Origin of the sequence: Bradyrhizobium diazoefficiens, from assembly GCF_016612535.1 — a bacterium.
In the GTDB taxonomy this organism is placed as follows: Bacteria; Pseudomonadota; Alphaproteobacteria; order Rhizobiales; family Xanthobacteraceae; genus Bradyrhizobium; species Bradyrhizobium diazoefficiens_C.
In genome coordinates, this window is record NZ_JAENXS010000002.1 from 2,901,310 (window position 1) to 2,917,189 (window position 15,880).

Below are 15,880 nucleotides of genomic sequence, written 5' to 3' on the forward strand. Positions count from 1 at the left end.
GCAGCGATGCCGCCGTATCAGGCCGCCATCATCTCGGGCGCGAGCTCGAGGACGCGATCGACGTCGAGGACGACCATGAGCTGGCCGTCGAGGCGGTGGACGCCGCCGGCGAGCTTGGCCATGCGGGGGTCGAGGTTGACGGGGTTGTCTTCCTTGCCGTCATCGGCCAGCCGCAGCACTTCGCCGATCTGGTCGATCAAGAGGCCATAGGATTCACCGCGCAGGTCGACACCGACCGCCATCGGCGGCTTGCCGTCCTCGGGCTTGGGCAGGCCGAGCCGGGCACGCATGTCGACCACGGTGACGATGCGGCCGCGCAGGTTCAGGACACCCGCGATCTCGCGCGAGGACAGCGGAACGCGGGTGACGCGTTCGGGCATGAACACGTCCTGGACGCGGGAGATCGGCAGGCCGAACAGCTGGCCGCCGATCATCGCGGTGACGTATTCGACCATGGCGCCTTCGCCGGTCTGCACCTTCTTGCTCATCTTGGCCTCTCCTCTCGCGCCGCTCACGCCGCCGCCCGGTTCAGCTCGGAGGCGCCGGCGGCGCCCGCGGTCTGCTCCTTCAGCGCCGCGATCAGACCGGGACGGTCGAACTTGGCGACATAATCGTGGAAGCCGGCCTGACGGCCGCGCTCGATCGCCGCCGGCGACACCAGTGCGGAGAGGCCGATGATCGGCATCGCGCCCAGATTGCTGTCGGAGCGGATAACTTCCGCAAACTCGAACCCGTTCATGTCGGGCATTTCGATGTCGGTCAGGACCACGTCGAAGCTCTGTGCCCGCAGCGCAGCCAGGCCCTCCTGCGCGGTCGGCGCGGTGCGGACGCGATAGCCGGCGGCCTTGAGCACCGGCGCCAGCATGTTGCGGAAGAACGCCGAGTCGTCGACCAGCAGCACCGACTGCGAGTGCATCGACGGCTTCATCTCCTTGCGGGTGAACCAGTCGGCGAACGCCATCGGCAGGAAGTGGCCGACGTCGATCACCTCGGTGGCCTGGCCCTTGATCACGGCCGAGCCCAGGATGCCGCTTGCCGAGCCGCCGACCTCGATGTTGAGCCGTTCCTCGACGATGTCGATGATCTCGTCGACGACGAGGCCCATGGAGCGGCCGTCATCGGAGAACACCAGGATCGGCTGGGCGCCCTGGCTGGCAATGGTGACGCTCTCCATGGCGACGAGCGGCATCAGCTGCTCGCGGTACTGCACCATATAGCGGCCGTTGGAGAACTCGATCTTGTCGGAGGGAAGCTCTTCCAGGCGGGTGACGAGCCCGAGCGGGACCGCCTTGGGCTGGCTGGAGCCGGCGCGGAACACCAGCAGCGAGGTGGTCTGCTCGCCCGAGGAGGCGTGATGACCGGAGGCCTCGTCGGCCATGTCATGGGCCGAGGAGCCGGACGCGCCGAGGGCCTTGGCGATGCCGTTGGGATCGATGATCATGATCACCGCGCCATCGCCCAGAATGGTATTGCCGGAGAACATGTCGATGTGGCGCAGTTTCGTCGACATCGGCTTGACGACGATCTCTTCGGTGTGGAACACGCCGTCGACGACGATGCCAAAGGTCTGGCTGCCGACCTGGGTCACCACGATAAAGCCGTTCTCGGGATCGGAGGCCGCGCCGTCGTCGATCTTCAAGAGCTTCTTGAGGTGGATCAGCGGCAACAGCTTGTTGCGCAACCTGAGGACCGCGGTGTCCTTGATGCGCTCGATGCGGTGCTCCGAGTTGGCGCGGGCACGCACCAGCTCGACCACCGCGAGCTGCGGGATCGCAAAACGGTCACCGGCGGCCTCCACGATCAGCGCGGAGACGATCGCCAAGGTCAGCGGGATCTTGATGGTGACGGAAGACCCCTCGCCGGCCACCGACTTGATGTCGATGGTGCCGCCGATCTGGTCGATATTGGTGCGGACCACGTCCATGCCGACGCCGCGCCCCGACACCGAGGTGATGGCGGCCGCGGTCGAGAAACCGGGTGCGAAGATGAACTTGTGGATCTGGGCTTCCGACATCTTGTCGAGCTCAGCCTCGGTGACGAGACCTGAGGAGATCGCCTTGGCCTTGATCTTCTCGGTGTTCAGCCCACGGCCGTTGTCGGCGATGCAGATGATGATGTGGCCGCCCTCGTGATAGGCGGAGAGCCGGATGGTGCCCTGCTCGCCCTTGCCGCTCGCGAGGCGCTCGGCGGGGGTCTCGAGGCCATGGTCGGCGGAGTTGCGCACCATGTGGGTGAGCGGGTCCTTGATCAGGTCGAGCACCTGGCGGTCGAGCTCGGTGTCGGCGCCGTGCATCTCCAGATCGATCTGCTTGCCGAGTTCGCCCGAGAGATCGCGGACGATGCGGGGCAGCTTCTGCCAGGCATTGCCGATCGGCTGCATGCGCGTCTTCATGACGCCTTCCTGCAGCTCGGCGGTGACGTTGGAGAGGCGCTGCAACGGCACCTTGAACTCGGTGTCCTCGTTGCGGCGGGAGATCTCCAGGAGCTGGTTGCGGGTCAGCACCAGCTCGGAGACCATGGTCATCAGATGCTCCAGCGTATCCACGTTGACGCGGATCGACTGGTTGGCGATGCTGGCACCTTCGCCTGCGGCCTCGTCGGCCATCGCCTTCTTCGGCGCGGCCTTGTCCTTGGCAGGCTTCGCGGCTTCCTTGTTCGCTTCCTTGGCGACAGGCGCCGAGGTTTCAGCAGCCGGCTCGGCCTTGACGTCAACCTTGGCAACGGGTGCGGGAGCCGGCGCTTCGATCGCGGTCTCGCGGAAGGCGCGTTCGAGCTCGTCGAGCGACACTTCGCCCGGACGCAGCGGGCGCTCCAGGGTCTGATCGATCAGCGAGCCCGTGGTCATGTCTTTGACGGCAGCGGGCGCAGCGGCGGCCGGCGCCTCCGGCACCAGCGGCGGCGCTTCGGTAATGGGAGCGGGAGCAGCACTGGCTGCAGCTGCCGCCATCGCCGCCATGCCCTGCTCGACCATCGCTTCCAGCTTGTCGATGAGGTCGCGGTCGGTGCCTTCGGGCTCGGCTTCGGTCGCCTCGAGGCCGGCCAGGATCTCCTTGATGCGGTCGATCGAGGACAGGATCAACGTCACGGCCTGTCCGGTCACCGGCATGCCGTCGCGGAACTTGCTCATCAGCGTCTCGCCGGCATGCGCCAGCGCTTCAAGCCGCGGCAGTCCGAGGAAGCCGCACGTACCCTTGATGGTGTGAACCAGGCGGAAGATGTTATCCAGGATCTTGGCGTTGTTCGGCTCCTGCTCGAACTTCACCAGCTGATTGTCGACGGTGTCCAGGCTCTCGCTGGTCTCCGTCAGAAACTCCCGCAACAGATCATCCATGAAAACAGGCCTTCATACAGGGAGAGGGCGCGCACGAACTGTGATGCGCCAATTCGGAATGGGGCCAGCTTCACCGCAAAGCGTTTAATAATGGTTGAGTATGTGGAAAAGAACGGAACCAACAAAGACATAAGGCGCTCCGGACAAGCCGAAGCGCCTCGTAAAGATTCCATTAACGTCTGAAGGCGATGTGCGCGTTTACGAAGCGGTAACGATGATGGCTTCGCCCTCTAGCTTGAGCGTCACGGTGAGCCCGCAGGCCTGCGCCAACAGCCGCGTATAATAAGGCTGGATCGCGTGCGCATCCGCTGCCGGCCCGCGTTCGCCGCTCAGGAGCTCGTAGATGTTCTGCGGCAGGCGTGCGTTGTGTCCGGTCGCGGTGATGCGGAAGCTCATCGTCTCGCCCTCGCCGATCGGATCGATCGTCAGCGTGCCGCCGCGCGGGATCGTGTGCTGGGAGACGACCAGCATGTTGAGCAGCAGCTTGACGCGATTCTTCGGCAGTAGCAGCCGCGGCAGATTCCAAATGATCGTGCACTTGCCGTCCTCGATGTGGCCGCGCGCCATGGTGTGGGCGTCGCCGAGATCGATCTGCGCGCCGGAGGAGCCGGCCGCGCCGAAGGCGAGACGGCAGAACTGGAGGCGGGCGGAGGCGGTCTTGGCGCTCTTGCGAATGAGGTCGAGCGCGAACTCGCGATCATCGGGCTTGGGATCGTCGTCGAGCACCTCGAGCCCATTGACGATGGCGCCCACAGGGCTGATGAGATCATGACAGACCCGCGAGCACAGGAGCGCCGCGAGTTCGAGCGCATCTGGAGCAGTAGCGGTAGCGGGTGACGGAGCGTCAGACATAAAGGGTTCCTGGAATTGCACGGCGCGAACGCGGCGAATCAAGCATGCTTGACGAATGCCACAGGTTCTAACATTCGCAAGCCTGTGGCAGCTAGCTTGTGATCGGTTCGAAGCGGCCATAAACCGCGAGCGAATCGGTCGAGTGGGGATGGAATTGCCGATGAATGAGGCATGCAGGTGAGGATCATCGACGGCGAGGCCGCATCCCGGCTGATGGAGCCCCTGACTGAGCTGGTGCTGCAGGCGGGCGAGGCCATCCTTGCCGTCAACCGGGCGGCGATGCGGGTCGACGGCAAGCAAGACGGATCGCCGGTCACCGAAGCCGACCTCGCGGCCGACCGAATCATCGCAAACGGCCTCGCCCGGCTTGCAGGCGATGTGCCGTCACTCTCGGAAGAGCGCTGTGAGCTCGCCTCGCCGCCGTTTCGCGACAGTTTCTTCCTGATCGACCCGCTCGACGGCACCAAGGAGTTCGTCGCCGGCCGCGACGAGTTCACCGTCAACCTCGCCCTGGTGACGCAGGGTGTGCCGCTGCTCGGCATTGTCAGCGCGCCCGCGCTCGGGCTGCTCTGGCGCGGCATCGTCGGACGCGGCGCCGAACGTGTGACGTTTGGCGGCACGACCATCGGCGCCGCCGAGCCAATTCGGACCCGAAAGCTCCCCCGGCCCGGCGAATCCTGGATCGCGGCGGTGAGTCGCTCGCATGGCGACCCCAAAAGCGAAGCATTCATCGACGGTCGGCCCAACGCCATCAGGAAGACCTGCGGTTCCGCCGTGAAGTTTGGTCGGATCGCCGAGGGCAGCGCCGACATCTATCCCCGCTTCGGACCGACCTGCGAATGGGACGTCGGAGCGGGCTGCGCGGTCGTGACCGCGGCCGGCGGCAGAGTGACCGACGGTCAGGGCGGCGAACTCCGCTTCGGCGAGCGGCGCGACACGGGCTTCATTATCCCGGAGTTCCTCGCCTGGGGTGATCCAGAGGCGGCAGGCCGCTACTGACTGAGCTGTTCCTCAAGCGCGGGCCAACGCTTGCCCGCCTCAAAGAGGAAACGCTCTGGATTGGCAGCGAAGGCGTCGCGGTTCGTTTCCCGGCTGAACAGGTAGAGCCGCTGTGCCGAGATCGTGAAGAAACGAGGATTGCCGGCGATGGTGACGCCGCGGGCGATATCGGCCGGGTCGTAGCCGCCGAATTGCGGACCGTAGATTTCGGGATGGGCCAGGAAGGAGGCCCGGTTGCCCTCGTTGCGGAAGCGCCAGACTGCGCCCCAGAGGTTGGCCTCGAACTCCGCCGTCCCCGGCATGGGGCCGCCATCGACGAAATAGGCCACGGGGTCGAAGCCTTCAATGGCGACGCCCGAAAAGCGATTGACGACGATCCGCTCGGTGGTGGCCGCCTGTGCCGGCAACCCAGAGCACGCGAGCCAAATGCCCGCCAGCAGGCAGACCCGGCGGCCGATCAAGGCAATTCCGGGGCGCAAAGGGCTATCTTCCTGCCGTTGTGCCGTCATAGTTGCTGCGGATAACATCCGAGTCGAGGGGACATCCGGCGCAACCTAGAGCCGTGCCTGTTGGCGTCAGGTTAAGGGAAGCGGACCGGAATCGATACCAGGGGTTCTTTTATGACTTTCGCATCACGCCTTGCCGCAGTGGCGCTTGTGGCGCTGGCTGGCTGGATCGCGCCGGCCTCCGCCCAGACGGCCGCGCCGCCGCCGGACCTGCCGCCGCCACAGCGGACCCCGTCGCCCAACACCTATGGGCCGGACGAGCTCGTGGGCGCTGGCCACCGCTTCTTCGGCAACGTCTCGCGCGGGCTCGCCTCGATCATCGAGAAGGCCGTCAGCCAATGGGGCCTGCCGAATGGCTATATCCTGGGCGAGGAAGGTTCCGGCGCTTTCGTTGCTGGCCTGCGCTATGGCGAAGGCACGCTCTACACCAAGAACGCCGGCGACCTCCGCGTCTACTGGCAGGGTCCTTCGCTCGGCTTCGACTGGGGCGGCGACGGCGCGCGCACCATGACGCTGGTCTATAACCTGCCCGCCACCAATGCGATCTACCAGCGCTTCGCCGGCATCGACGGCTCGGCCTACATCATCGGCGGCTTCGGCATGACGGCGCTCACGTCCAACAACATCGTGCTGGTGCCGATCCGCTCCGGCCTCGGCCTGCGGCTGGGAGCCAATATCGGCTACCTCAAATACACGCCGCGCGCGACCTGGAACCCATTCTAGGCTGCGTCTCCCGTACGACTACGGATCAACCTTAACGGCAGGCGAGGGCTGGCTTTTTGCCAGCCCCGCATGCATTGTCTTTGGTAAATTTTTCCTTAGCTCTCGGAGTTCTGGCCCATGGTCGAACCGATCATGTACCTGGCGATCGGTTTCCTGCTTTCGATGCTGTGCGGGCTTGCCATCGTGCCGCTGGTGCATAACCGCGCGGTCCGCCTGACCACGCGCCGGCTCGAGGCCGCCACGCCATTGTCGATGGCGGAGATCCAGGCCGACAAGGACCAGCTCCGCGCCGAATTCGCCATGTCGGCGCGCCGGCTGGAAATGAGCGTTGACCAGCTCAAGAACAAGACCACGAGCCAGCTCGCCGAACTCGGCAAGAAGAGCGACGCCATCAACCGCATGAAGATCGAGCTCGGCGAGAAGAACGCCACGATCTTCGCGCTGGAGGCGCGCGAGAAGGCGGTGAAGGAGCAGCTCCGCGCCACCGAGGAGGAATTCAACACCAAGACCGCAGCGTTGCGCGAGGCCGAGATTGCGCTGAGCGACAAGCAGGGCGAGCTCGCAAAAATCAATTCCGAACTGTCCGACCGCTCGATGATGGCGGAGAGCCGCCAAGTCGAGCTGATCGCGGTGCGGGCGCAGATCGAGGAATTGAAGAACCGCGTCGGCGATGCCGAGAAGGAATTCAACGCCACCCAGGCCCGTCTGACGCAGGAGCGCTCGGACTCCGAGACCGCCTCGCGCGAGCTTTCCGATGCGCGCGGCCGCGTCGAGAATCTGAGCCAGCGCGTCAACGAGCTCGATCGCCAGCTGATCGTGCAGGTGAAGGAGGCCGAGATGCTGTCCGGCCGCGTCGCCGACCTCGAAGGCCGCCTCGCCACGCAAGGCAAGCTGCTCGCCGAGCGCGACTACGAGAACAACCTGCTCCGCCAGACCAGTGAAAGCGCCGAGCGCACCATCAAGGAGCTGCGCGTCGAGATCGCCGGCTTGAGCGGCGGCAAGTCGTCGGCCGCGCTGGAGTCGCTCCGCGCGGAGAAGGCCGCGCTGGAAGAGCAGCTGCGCACTGCGCGCGACGAGCGCGCCAAGCTCCAGCGCGACATCAATGCGATCCAGCAGCAGGCGGAGAGCTCCTGGGCGACCGAGCGGATGGAGAACGCGCTGCTGCGCGAGCGCATCAACGACATCGCCGCCGAAGTGGCCAAGCTCGCGATGCAGCTCGAAGGACCGAACTCGCCGATCGAGGCGCTGCTGGCGGCCGAGGCCGGCCAGCCGCCGAAGCAGGCCGCCCGCCCGGCCAACGGCACTGCTGCGAACGGTGCCGCCGCGGCCGTTCTCCCCGAGGGCGGCGGAACGCTCGCCGAACGCATCCGCGCGCTCCAGGCCCACGCCTCCCGCGCCCGCCAGCAGGGCGCCTAAGCAGCCCAAAATCCGGCCTCGCCGCCGAATTCAAGCGACGAACGCAAGGTTTTCAGGCCTGACGCCGCCTGAAAACTTGACACCTTGGGCCCGCACTTCTAAATCGCGGGCTCCGATGCGCCGGCCGGCCGAAAAGTCCGGCCGTCTGCATGATGGTCCCGGGCGCATAGCTCAGCGGGAGAGCGTTCCCTTCACACGGGAGAGGTCCAAGGTTCGATCCCTTGTGCGCCCACCATTCACATCATAAAATCAACAACTTATTTGACCATCTCCCGCCGGGTGTGCCCGGGAAATCTCGGGGTACAGCCAGGGCACAGACGTATGTGATTTGTGGCGCGCTGTCTGCCATCGCCCTGCGCGAGCGAATGCCACTAAAGCGTGATGGCATTAAGTTCGATATCCTGAATTTTTGAGGTAGTTGGCGCATTCCACGGGTGTGAAGGCATCGAGTGCGTGGCCGATTGCAGCGCAGACCGCATCGACAGTTCGCGCGGCAGCTTTGCGAAGCAGGTGCTTGAGCTTGGCAAAGACCTGTTCGATCGGGTTCAAGTCGGGCGAGTATTTTGGCAGGAAGAACAGTTTGGCGCCGACCGAACGGATGAGCTGGCGAACTGCTTTGCTCCTGTGGCTGCCGAGGTTGTCCAAGACGACGATATCGCCGGGCCGAAGGACGGGCAGTAGAACCTTTTCGACATAGGTACGAAAGCTCGCGCCATCGATCGGCCCCTCGATGAACCATGGCGCATCGATCCGATCATGCCGCAGAGCCGCCAGGAAGGTCATGGTCTTCCAGCGGCCGTGGGGCACTTTGGCGTGAAGTCTGTCTCCGCGCGGCGCCCATCCCCGCAAGGGCGCCATATCGGTCCTGGTCCAGGTCTCGTCGATGAAGACCAGGCGCTCAGCTTCGACGCGATCTTGATACTTTGTCCACTGGGCTCGCCGCCGCGCGACCTCGGGTCGATCGCGTTCGCCAGCCGCCACGCTTTTTTTTGAAGCTGAGCTTCTCGGCATGCACGAAGTCCCACACCGAGTGGTAATCGACCTTCAGGCCGCGTCCGGCAAGCTCGGCAACGAGCCCGCGTATGGTGAAATCGCCGGCCTTGATCCGTTGCGATAGCCAGACGGCGTGGTCTCCCGAAACCGCCTTCGGCTTGTGACCGCCCATCTGGCCAGGCTCGACGCTGCCGGTCTTCTCGACCCGCTTCATCCAGCCAATTGCCGTGCTGATTGCCACTCCGAACCGCTTGGCGGCTTGATTGCGGGACATCCCGCCCTCAATAGCGGCCACGACACGCTTGCGAAGATCCAGAGAATAAGGCTTGCCCATCCATGCTGGCCTCCGCCCAGCCAGCATGGTGAATCAGAAACAAGCTGATTTGGGAATCCCAAATCGATTCAAGCTAACACCATCCCGCTTTAGGGTCTGTTGAGATTCAGGATTCACAGAACGGAATGTCCGTGATTCAAGCTCCGAAAGGAGTTTGGCATGCCCCGATTCGTTCTGACAGATGCTCAATGGGCGAAGATGGAGCCGGTTTGTTTGGGCAAGCCGAGGGACCCCGGCCGCAGTGGAAGCGATAACCGTCTGTTTCTGGAAGCTGTACTGTGGATCGCCCGCACGGGCAGCCCATGGCGGGATCTGCCGCCGACGTTCGGCAACTGGAATACCGTGTTCAAACGCTATCGCGACTGGGTGAAAGCCGGTGTTTTCAAGCGGATCTTCGATGCCGTATCGGATGATCCGGACATGGAGTTCGCCATGGTCGACGCGACCATCGTCAAGGTTCACCGCCACGGGCAGGGAGCAAAAGGGGGACCAAAAATCAGGCCATCGGCAAGTCAAAAGGCGGCTGGACCACCAAAATCCTCGCGCTGACTGACGCGCTCGGGAATCTGGTGCGGTTCATCCTGCTCCCCGGCCATCGCTTTGACACCGTCGGCGTCGTGCCCCTGATCAAGGATATCGAGTTCGGTGGCTTGATCGCCGACAAGGCTTTTGATTCCAACTGGATCATCGAAGACTTGAACGAACGCAAGGCCAAGATCGTCATCTCGCAACATCAAAGGCGCGCTCAGCCTCTCGACATCGACAAAGACATTTACAAATGGCGTCACTTGATCGAAAATTTCTTCGGCAAGCTCAAGGAATTCAAACGCATAGCAATGCGTTGCGACAAGACAGACAGCAGCTTCGAGGCCATGATTTACCTCGCCACCGCTGTAATCCATTCCAGATGAATCTCAACAGACCCTAGTGCAGTTGCTATGGAGCCCGGCGCCTTGAAATCGCTGGCGCGGTCCCATCTTCTTCGGCTAGGGGAGCAGGGTCAGTGGCTACCTACGGAGCCTAAAGCGCAAACTCAACACGCTCCAACACAGTTTCTATGAAATCGAAAATGTAGACTGAAGCTTCCCAAGTCTTCTTGTTCTGTTGGGCTCCTTTCAGTTCCACCTGTCCATCACAGAACCAACGCCTGCTAATCATGTCATCCCCAGAAAATTCGATGGCATCATCGTAGACCGCTCGGATCTCCTGGGCAGGGATGATCTTGTTGCAGGCTTCGCGAAGGCCAAAGTCGACGTCCTGCCCCGCGACCGTTAGGCAGCCAATCCCGCGCCGCCACTGTTATGAAGCAGGTATTGGAATCTCCAGCATGTTGGCGATCGGCGTGTAGATGTCGATGTTTGCTCCCGGAGCTCTCACGGAGACGACCAGCGCATAACGCGCCGAGCGATCCCAACGCTGAAGCGCAGGCTTTTCCTTCCACCAGCCACTGACGGGAAACACCCCGATCGCATCACGCTCAGCTAGTTCTGCCGCACTTCCGCGCCAAATATCCGAGTGGATCGACCCCTTATCGCGAGTCGTACCGAGCACCCAATTGTCGCCACCTGCCGCGGCTCCAGCCTGCCCTTCCTCTTCCGCCTCCGCAGCCTTGTTGATACGTTGGCGAAATTGCCGGAGGCTCTCCAATGACCGCTTTACCGCAAACCGGAGCGAATGTGACGAATAGCGGTGCCGTCTCGTCCACCCCCGCTCACCGGGGTTAGGCTCGACGAAATAGGATAAGGTTACCCGCAACTCCACATCCTGCTCACCCAACGCGAGCAGTTCGTCTCGGGGCCATGGCAAGCGGTGCAGGTTCATGCTGCGGGTCTTAATCGCCGAGCCATCCTTCCGGAACGGAAGAAGCGCATCTTCGACCATCAGGGTGGCATCGTCGGTTGCGCTCATCACTGCACGACCGATATCAGGTACGCCCCATCCGTATCGGCGAAGCATGGCTGCTTTCTGTGCCTGCGCAGCCCCCTCGATCCGTGCACGCATCGCCGGCGTCCATTCGGCCGAATGCACCGCGAGAGCTCGCACGGTTTCTGACCAAAGCTGGGGCCGGGCAACCAAAACGCCGGCGCAAAGATGCGAGCCTAATGCTGCGGCCGCGCTGGTATCGCCAAACGTCTCGAAGAGACGCATTTGCGGACGATAGTGCGTTGTTATGAGCTGAAGATCATCGATTGCGGACGCCGGATTGACACCGTCATGGGCAAAGTTGCCACCTTCGAACACGACGTCCGGTCGGATCGGCCACTGACGATCCCAAATGCCCGACGTTCGGCTCGCCGGAGACAATTCACCGGCGGGCGCCACGGGCTGCCAGCCATTGAAGTCGGGATGAAAGATGCCGATCTTGTCGGTGAATGCTCCGACAACTAGCGGATTCCACGCCTGAGCGGGGCTCTCGACCTCTTCAAGGTCGTTACGGTCCGGGTAGTCCGGAGCCGCAATCTCACCTCGCAGATTCCCGGCAGCGAGCACCATGAGGCGTCGACGGTCGCCACCGCCATAGCAAAGCTGGTCGATGGCCGCCGACCACGAAGAAGGGCGACCTCGACCAAGACCGACTTCGCTCGTCACCGCCATGCAGAAGACCCGCCGACGACGCGGAGCCTGTGCCTCAACCTTGTTGATACCGACTTCTGTGATTGCTCCATAAAGTTCGGGATCGTTCTGGCCAGTTGGTGGCAGGATTTTTACCGTCTCCAATCGATGGCGCACGTCAACTTGACCGCCATGGCTAAGCGCCGCTTCAAGATCGCCATAGAGCGCGACGCCTGACATCGACGTGCCATGACCATTCCAGTAAGAGCTATCGCCTACGCCCCAGCCATTGTCATAGCTGTGCTGGTCGACGGCATCCAAGCCCGGCTCGATCAACGGATGCATCCGGGTCGCCCCGCTGTCGAGAAGACAGATGGCTGGCGCCAGCGCATCAGGTGCGTTAACACGATCGACGAGATTGCCCGCCCAGTCTGCTTGTTCGACCGGCCGCATTTCAAGAAAAAGCGTCGGCGTGTCCTTGGCGATGCGCAGTTCGGCTACGGCGTCGCTATTGTCGACGAGCCTTGCCATCGCTTCCTCGTTGGCGAGCGCCAGGACCACGTCGCGCTCGGGGAAGCTGATGGCATGTTCCTTCAGGGTTACATTGAGGCGTTGTGCGACATGCCGAAGGGTCTCCAGGCGGCCGTCGCGAACCCATACCTCCCACCATGCCTGACGACCTGCCGTCGGAAAAAGCGCCCTGTCGTCCGTGAAGAGCGAACGAACAGCTCCAAGGCGAACATCCTCGATTCGAGCGACCAAGCGCTCGTTCCTGGGCTTTCCCGACTTCGTGTTCTCGTCGCGATAGGCCTCAACCTTTTTGGCAAAGAAATCGGCTGAGCGCTCAGGTACGAACACAGTGGCCGAAACCATTTCCTGATTGTCGGCGGCAGGCTTAACGGCAACGAGCTCAATTTTGGCGGGCTTATTCTCAAGACCTTCCACAGCGTCCCGCTCCGCCGCCGGGATTTCGAATTCGAGATAGAACCCCTTCTCGCCTTCAGCGACCGTCTGGTCGCGGGCTCCAAGCTTCAGCCGAGCCTGCTCCACGGCGGCGCCGATCGCGTGGCCGAGTTTCCGTGCGTGCCGCGCTCTTACCCTGGCAGGCGGCAGCCCCGCGATGACGATGCGAGGCGACGTGTACGGCTCTGCTTCACCGCCACCCTCAAGGTGAAGATGCGGCCGATTGCGCGGCGGTCGTGCCATCTATCGTCTGCGCCTCAACTCGTGGCGGCTCTGCGTTCCGCCAATGTCGAGAGCAGCGTTGGCGTCCTGATCTCGCTTCTGTCCTCGAGTACTGCGATCTTCGCCGCCTCGTCGGCAGCCCGTGATACTTCCGCCTGGCTCAAACCCACAGTGGCTTCTAAAAGCGATGACCAATCGATGTCCGAGAGGTCAAATCCCGTCAGATGCGATTCTAATATGCCGCGAGCGATCTCCCGGTCCGGCAATCCATAAACAATGACGTCATCGAAACGCCGGAAAACAGCTTTGTCCAGCAGCTCCGGGTGGTTGGTCCCAGCAACGACCAGGCTCGGGCCGTCATCGTTTTCCAAAAACTGGAGAAATGAATTGAGCACGCGCCGGATCTCGCCGACATCGTTCGTGTGCGATCGTTGGGAGCCTATCGCATCGAACTCGTCAAAAAAGTATACGCCGCGCTGAACCGCGACAGCATCAAACACCAAGCGAAGGCGCGTCGCCGTTTCGCCCATGAGCTTGCCGATCAAGCCGTCATAGAGAACTGTGAATAGCGGTAGCTTCAACTCGCCGGCAAGAGCGGACGCCGTCATAGTCTTGCCTGAACCCGGAGGTCCAATTAACAGCAACTTCCGTCGAGGCGTCAGGCCGCGGGCGCGCAGGCGCTGCTGTTGGCGCTGTTCGGTCAAAACGCGCGTCAAGCGCTCTTTCAGTTCCGGCCCCAACACCATGCTGTTGAGGCGAATATCTGAATATCGCGCTGAAAGCAGGCTGCTCAGTTCGCCTTTTGGCTGCGCCAGAGGAACGGGACCGGCGCCGCGCCGGCCGACATGCGCGGTCTTGCCCTTTGCCGCGTCGATCAGCTCGCGCAGTTCCTGGGCGAGTTTGCCGTGTCCTTGCCTCCCCTCGTGCGCAGCAAGCTGCGTCGCCACGGAGAGGAAGCGGTTGTCATCTCCGTCGATATGGCTCCGCAGCAACGCGACGATGTGGCGAGCGGTCGACATTCTTCCCTACTTCTGGTTCCGGCCCGGAGTTCCTCCAAGACCGACACTAACGATCAAGCGTGGGGCTGTATCGGACAAAAGGGCTTACATCTATTCGACCCGGCCCTGATTTCACAGGATATTTCACAGAATTCGTCGACCCGGCAGGCTCTGAGCCTAGTCACCAATCTACCGATGAGTGGTTAAAGTGTTTCCGGTTCCATCCCTGCGCACCTTCGATGATAACAGAACATAACGGGAACAATATACTCATTGGTCGTCTTTGGTCAAGAACACCAGCCGCGATTGGGCTGGCCAAATGCCACCGCGGGTGCGGCTTAAATGATTCTTGGAAGATCGACGCAAACAACCATGGGTAGAGTCGGGTCCGCGCTTGCAGACGCACCCCAGTCTTGAATCCAATTCGAGACCAGATCAGTTCGCGATAACCGCGTCAGCCCGTCACAAGAAGCAACGAGTCCCTGGTCTGTCCAAAGAGTTGACTGTGACAGGCTCGACGCATCTCCTGATTCAATTCTCCGACCTGCGCCGCAGTCAGGCTGGCGGACGAGAAGGCGGGCTGCTTATTGGCTTCCGCTAACAGAAGGGCTGAGCGAGGAGAAACCGGGTAGTAGAAACAGAGTTCGGTTGGAGGCCGCAGACCATCGCCGCGCAAGTTCATGATTGGCTGATCCCCCGTGATAAACTGCGTGTCCGTACTATTATCGAGCAGGACCAACTTTCGCTGCTTGCGCTCGCGAAAGAGGCTCATCGCGATATTGAACGCAAACATGAGGCTCATGATGCCCCATATCCGCGTGAGATCCTTCTGATCGTGAAATTTAACTCGGTCGATGGTCCTTTCCTTCACGCCTTTTGTCCGCATGGTCTGCATGCAGACGAAATGAAGAAACGTGATGCATTGCTCAGCGTGTTCGTAGAACGAGAGGTCGCCCGCGAGTATCATGTCGAGGATCGGCAAGAACCGATTTTCGGTCATTGCGTGATAGTCCTCCAAGGCATTCGTCTGGTGAATATCAAGCAATTCCTCGATCTTCTCGAGGTTGCCCAACTGATGCCGGTTCTGCTCAACAAAGCGAGCAGGCCCTACAAGGTGCACCAGCAGATCCTCGTGATGGCGCTTCGCGAGAGGATGCCCCGCATCAATCACCAGCATCTTGATCAAGGCGAGGTCGTCGTCGGTCAGCTTATGCAACTTGTAAAAATCGCGATCGACACCGACGCTGTTCGTGCCAGTGACAAATATCGCGCCGTCCCTCAAGCAATAGAGTTGGTCGTCAACCGTCCACGGCTTCAGATAACGCTGCCAGACGTGGTGCTGTCGCCGCTTCTTCATGACCGCACATGTCGAGGGTCCGCCAGGGAGAACCGAATTCTTTAATTCTCCACAGGTTGTGCCTGTGAATAGCCGGGATAAACGGGTCCATTAACCCTTGCCCGCGGCAAGGCATGGTCAACTTACCATTGACGATTCGGGGAGGACCGCCAGCTTGCGACTGGCGGCCCCGAATTGCCCGCGCAATCCAGCCGGACTGCGGGCCAATTGCTGATGTTGACAGCATCCGCATTACATTCGGTCACACCCGACAGGTCAAGTCCGGCTTTCTTCAGTTGGAAGAAAGTCGATTGGCTAGCTACAAGTACGGAACCTATCTCGCACAATCCACGCACGAAGCGTTTGATCAGGACCACGGACCGGGCTCGGCAGCTCCCTATGCCGGCATCTACCGGTGCATGGGATGTCACCGCGAAATCGGGATCGCAGCGAGTCACATCCTGCCGCCGCAATCTCACCACACGCACACGACGGCGCAGGGCTCGATCCGCTGGCGCCTTATCGTCTACGCCGATCATAATTCGAAATGACTGAAGTCCGGCGAAAGTCGGACTTCTCTCCTTTCAGAGCAAGTGTTCACGCATCAGAAATTAGAAGCCATCAACTTGCAGATTTCAGTAAGCTGGATCGCTC

12 protein-coding genes, 1 tRNA gene and 1 pseudogene are annotated in these 15,880 nt (G+C 61.9%); 6 read left to right on the plus strand and 8 right to left on the minus strand.

The window, feature by feature from the left end; all coding sequences use genetic code 11:
- Nucleotides 1-17 precede the first annotated feature (17 nt).
- From JJE66_RS30385 to chpT, 3 genes are all read right to left on the minus strand, one after another.
- Nucleotides 18-488 (minus strand): chemotaxis protein CheW, encoded by a 471-nt coding sequence (locus JJE66_RS30385; protein ID WP_200518227.1) that lies wholly within the window; start codon nucleotides 486-488, stop codon nucleotides 18-20.
- Between the two features lie 23 nt (nucleotides 489-511).
- On the minus strand, nucleotides 512-3,331 hold the full coding sequence (locus tag JJE66_RS30390) for a hybrid sensor histidine kinase/response regulator (RefSeq protein WP_200518228.1): 2,820 nt from the start codon (nucleotides 3,329-3,331) through the stop codon (nucleotides 512-514).
- 198 nt (nucleotides 3,332-3,529) lie between these two features.
- On the minus strand, nucleotides 3,530-4,183 hold the full coding sequence (gene chpT, locus JJE66_RS30395) for a histidine phosphotransferase ChpT (protein ID WP_200518229.1): 654 nt from the start codon (nucleotides 4,181-4,183) through the stop codon (nucleotides 3,530-3,532).
- 171 nt (nucleotides 4,184-4,354) lie between these two features.
- Here chpT and JJE66_RS30400 point away from each other — a divergent pair, with 171 nt between their 5' ends.
- On the plus strand, nucleotides 4,355-5,182 hold the full coding sequence (locus JJE66_RS30400; protein WP_200518231.1) for a 3'(2'),5'-bisphosphate nucleotidase CysQ: 828 nt from the start codon (nucleotides 4,355-4,357) through the stop codon (nucleotides 5,180-5,182).
- On the opposite strand, the gene JJE66_RS30405 is transcribed toward JJE66_RS30400, so the two are convergent.
- Complete coding sequence (locus JJE66_RS30405; protein WP_200518233.1) at nucleotides 5,176-5,661, minus strand: YHS domain-containing (seleno)protein; 486 nt, start codon at nucleotides 5,659-5,661, stop codon at nucleotides 5,176-5,178. The two genes, JJE66_RS30400 and JJE66_RS30405, sit on opposite strands and share 7 nt — an antisense overlap.
- A gap of 141 nt (nucleotides 5,662-5,802) precedes the next feature.
- Between JJE66_RS30405 and JJE66_RS30410 the strand changes: the two genes are divergently transcribed.
- From JJE66_RS30410 to JJE66_RS30420, 3 genes are all read left to right on the plus strand, one after another.
- Nucleotides 5,803-6,411 carry a DUF1134 domain-containing protein gene (locus tag JJE66_RS30410; protein WP_200518235.1) on the plus strand — a complete coding sequence of 203 codons (609 nt, stop codon included), beginning with the start codon at nucleotides 5,803-5,805 and terminating at the stop codon, nucleotides 6,409-6,411.
- Nucleotides 6,412-6,528: 117 nt separating this feature from the next.
- Nucleotides 6,529-7,827 (plus strand): hypothetical protein, encoded by a 1,299-nt coding sequence (locus tag JJE66_RS30415; RefSeq protein WP_200518237.1) that lies wholly within the window; start codon nucleotides 6,529-6,531, stop codon nucleotides 7,825-7,827.
- Nucleotides 7,828-7,987: 160 nt separating this feature from the next.
- A tRNA-Val gene (locus JJE66_RS30420) sits at nucleotides 7,988-8,062 on the plus strand.
- Nucleotides 8,063-8,214: 152 nt separating this feature from the next.
- Here JJE66_RS30420 and JJE66_RS30425 read toward each other — a convergent pair.
- Nucleotides 8,215-9,154 (minus strand): IS630 family transposase gene (locus tag JJE66_RS30425; protein WP_409362789.1). Its coding sequence is split into 2 segments (ribosomal slippage): nucleotides 8,215-8,817 and nucleotides 8,819-9,154, totalling 939 coding nucleotides; the frame shifts between segments, so codons are not numbered across the junction.
- Nucleotides 9,155-9,352: 198 nt separating this feature from the next.
- Between JJE66_RS30425 and JJE66_RS30430 the strand changes: the two are divergent.
- A pseudogene (locus tag JJE66_RS30430) lies at nucleotides 9,353-9,996 on the plus strand (IS5 family transposase); the annotation flags it as partial.
- Nucleotides 9,997-10,453: 457 nt separating this feature from the next.
- On the opposite strand, the gene JJE66_RS30435 reads toward JJE66_RS30430, so the two are convergent.
- From JJE66_RS30435 to JJE66_RS30445, 3 genes are all read right to left on the minus strand, one after another.
- A complete protein-coding gene (locus JJE66_RS30435; RefSeq protein ID WP_200518238.1) occupies nucleotides 10,454-12,913 on the minus strand; it encodes a S8 family peptidase in 2,460 nt (819 codons plus the stop codon).
- Between the two features lie 14 nt (nucleotides 12,914-12,927).
- Nucleotides 12,928-13,911 (minus strand): AAA family ATPase, encoded by a 984-nt coding sequence (locus tag JJE66_RS30440; RefSeq protein ID WP_200518239.1) that lies wholly within the window; start codon nucleotides 13,909-13,911, stop codon nucleotides 12,928-12,930.
- 433 nt (nucleotides 13,912-14,344) lie between these two features.
- On the minus strand, nucleotides 14,345-15,247 hold the full coding sequence (locus tag JJE66_RS30445; protein ID WP_200518240.1) for a DUF4238 domain-containing protein: 903 nt from the start codon (nucleotides 15,245-15,247) through the stop codon (nucleotides 14,345-14,347).
- Between the two features lie 290 nt (nucleotides 15,248-15,537).
- Here JJE66_RS30445 and JJE66_RS30450 point away from each other — a divergent pair, with 290 nt between their 5' ends.
- Complete coding sequence (locus tag JJE66_RS30450) at nucleotides 15,538-15,777, plus strand: hypothetical protein (RefSeq protein ID WP_200518241.1); 240 nt, start codon at nucleotides 15,538-15,540, stop codon at nucleotides 15,775-15,777.
- Nucleotides 15,778-15,880 lie beyond the last annotated feature (103 nt).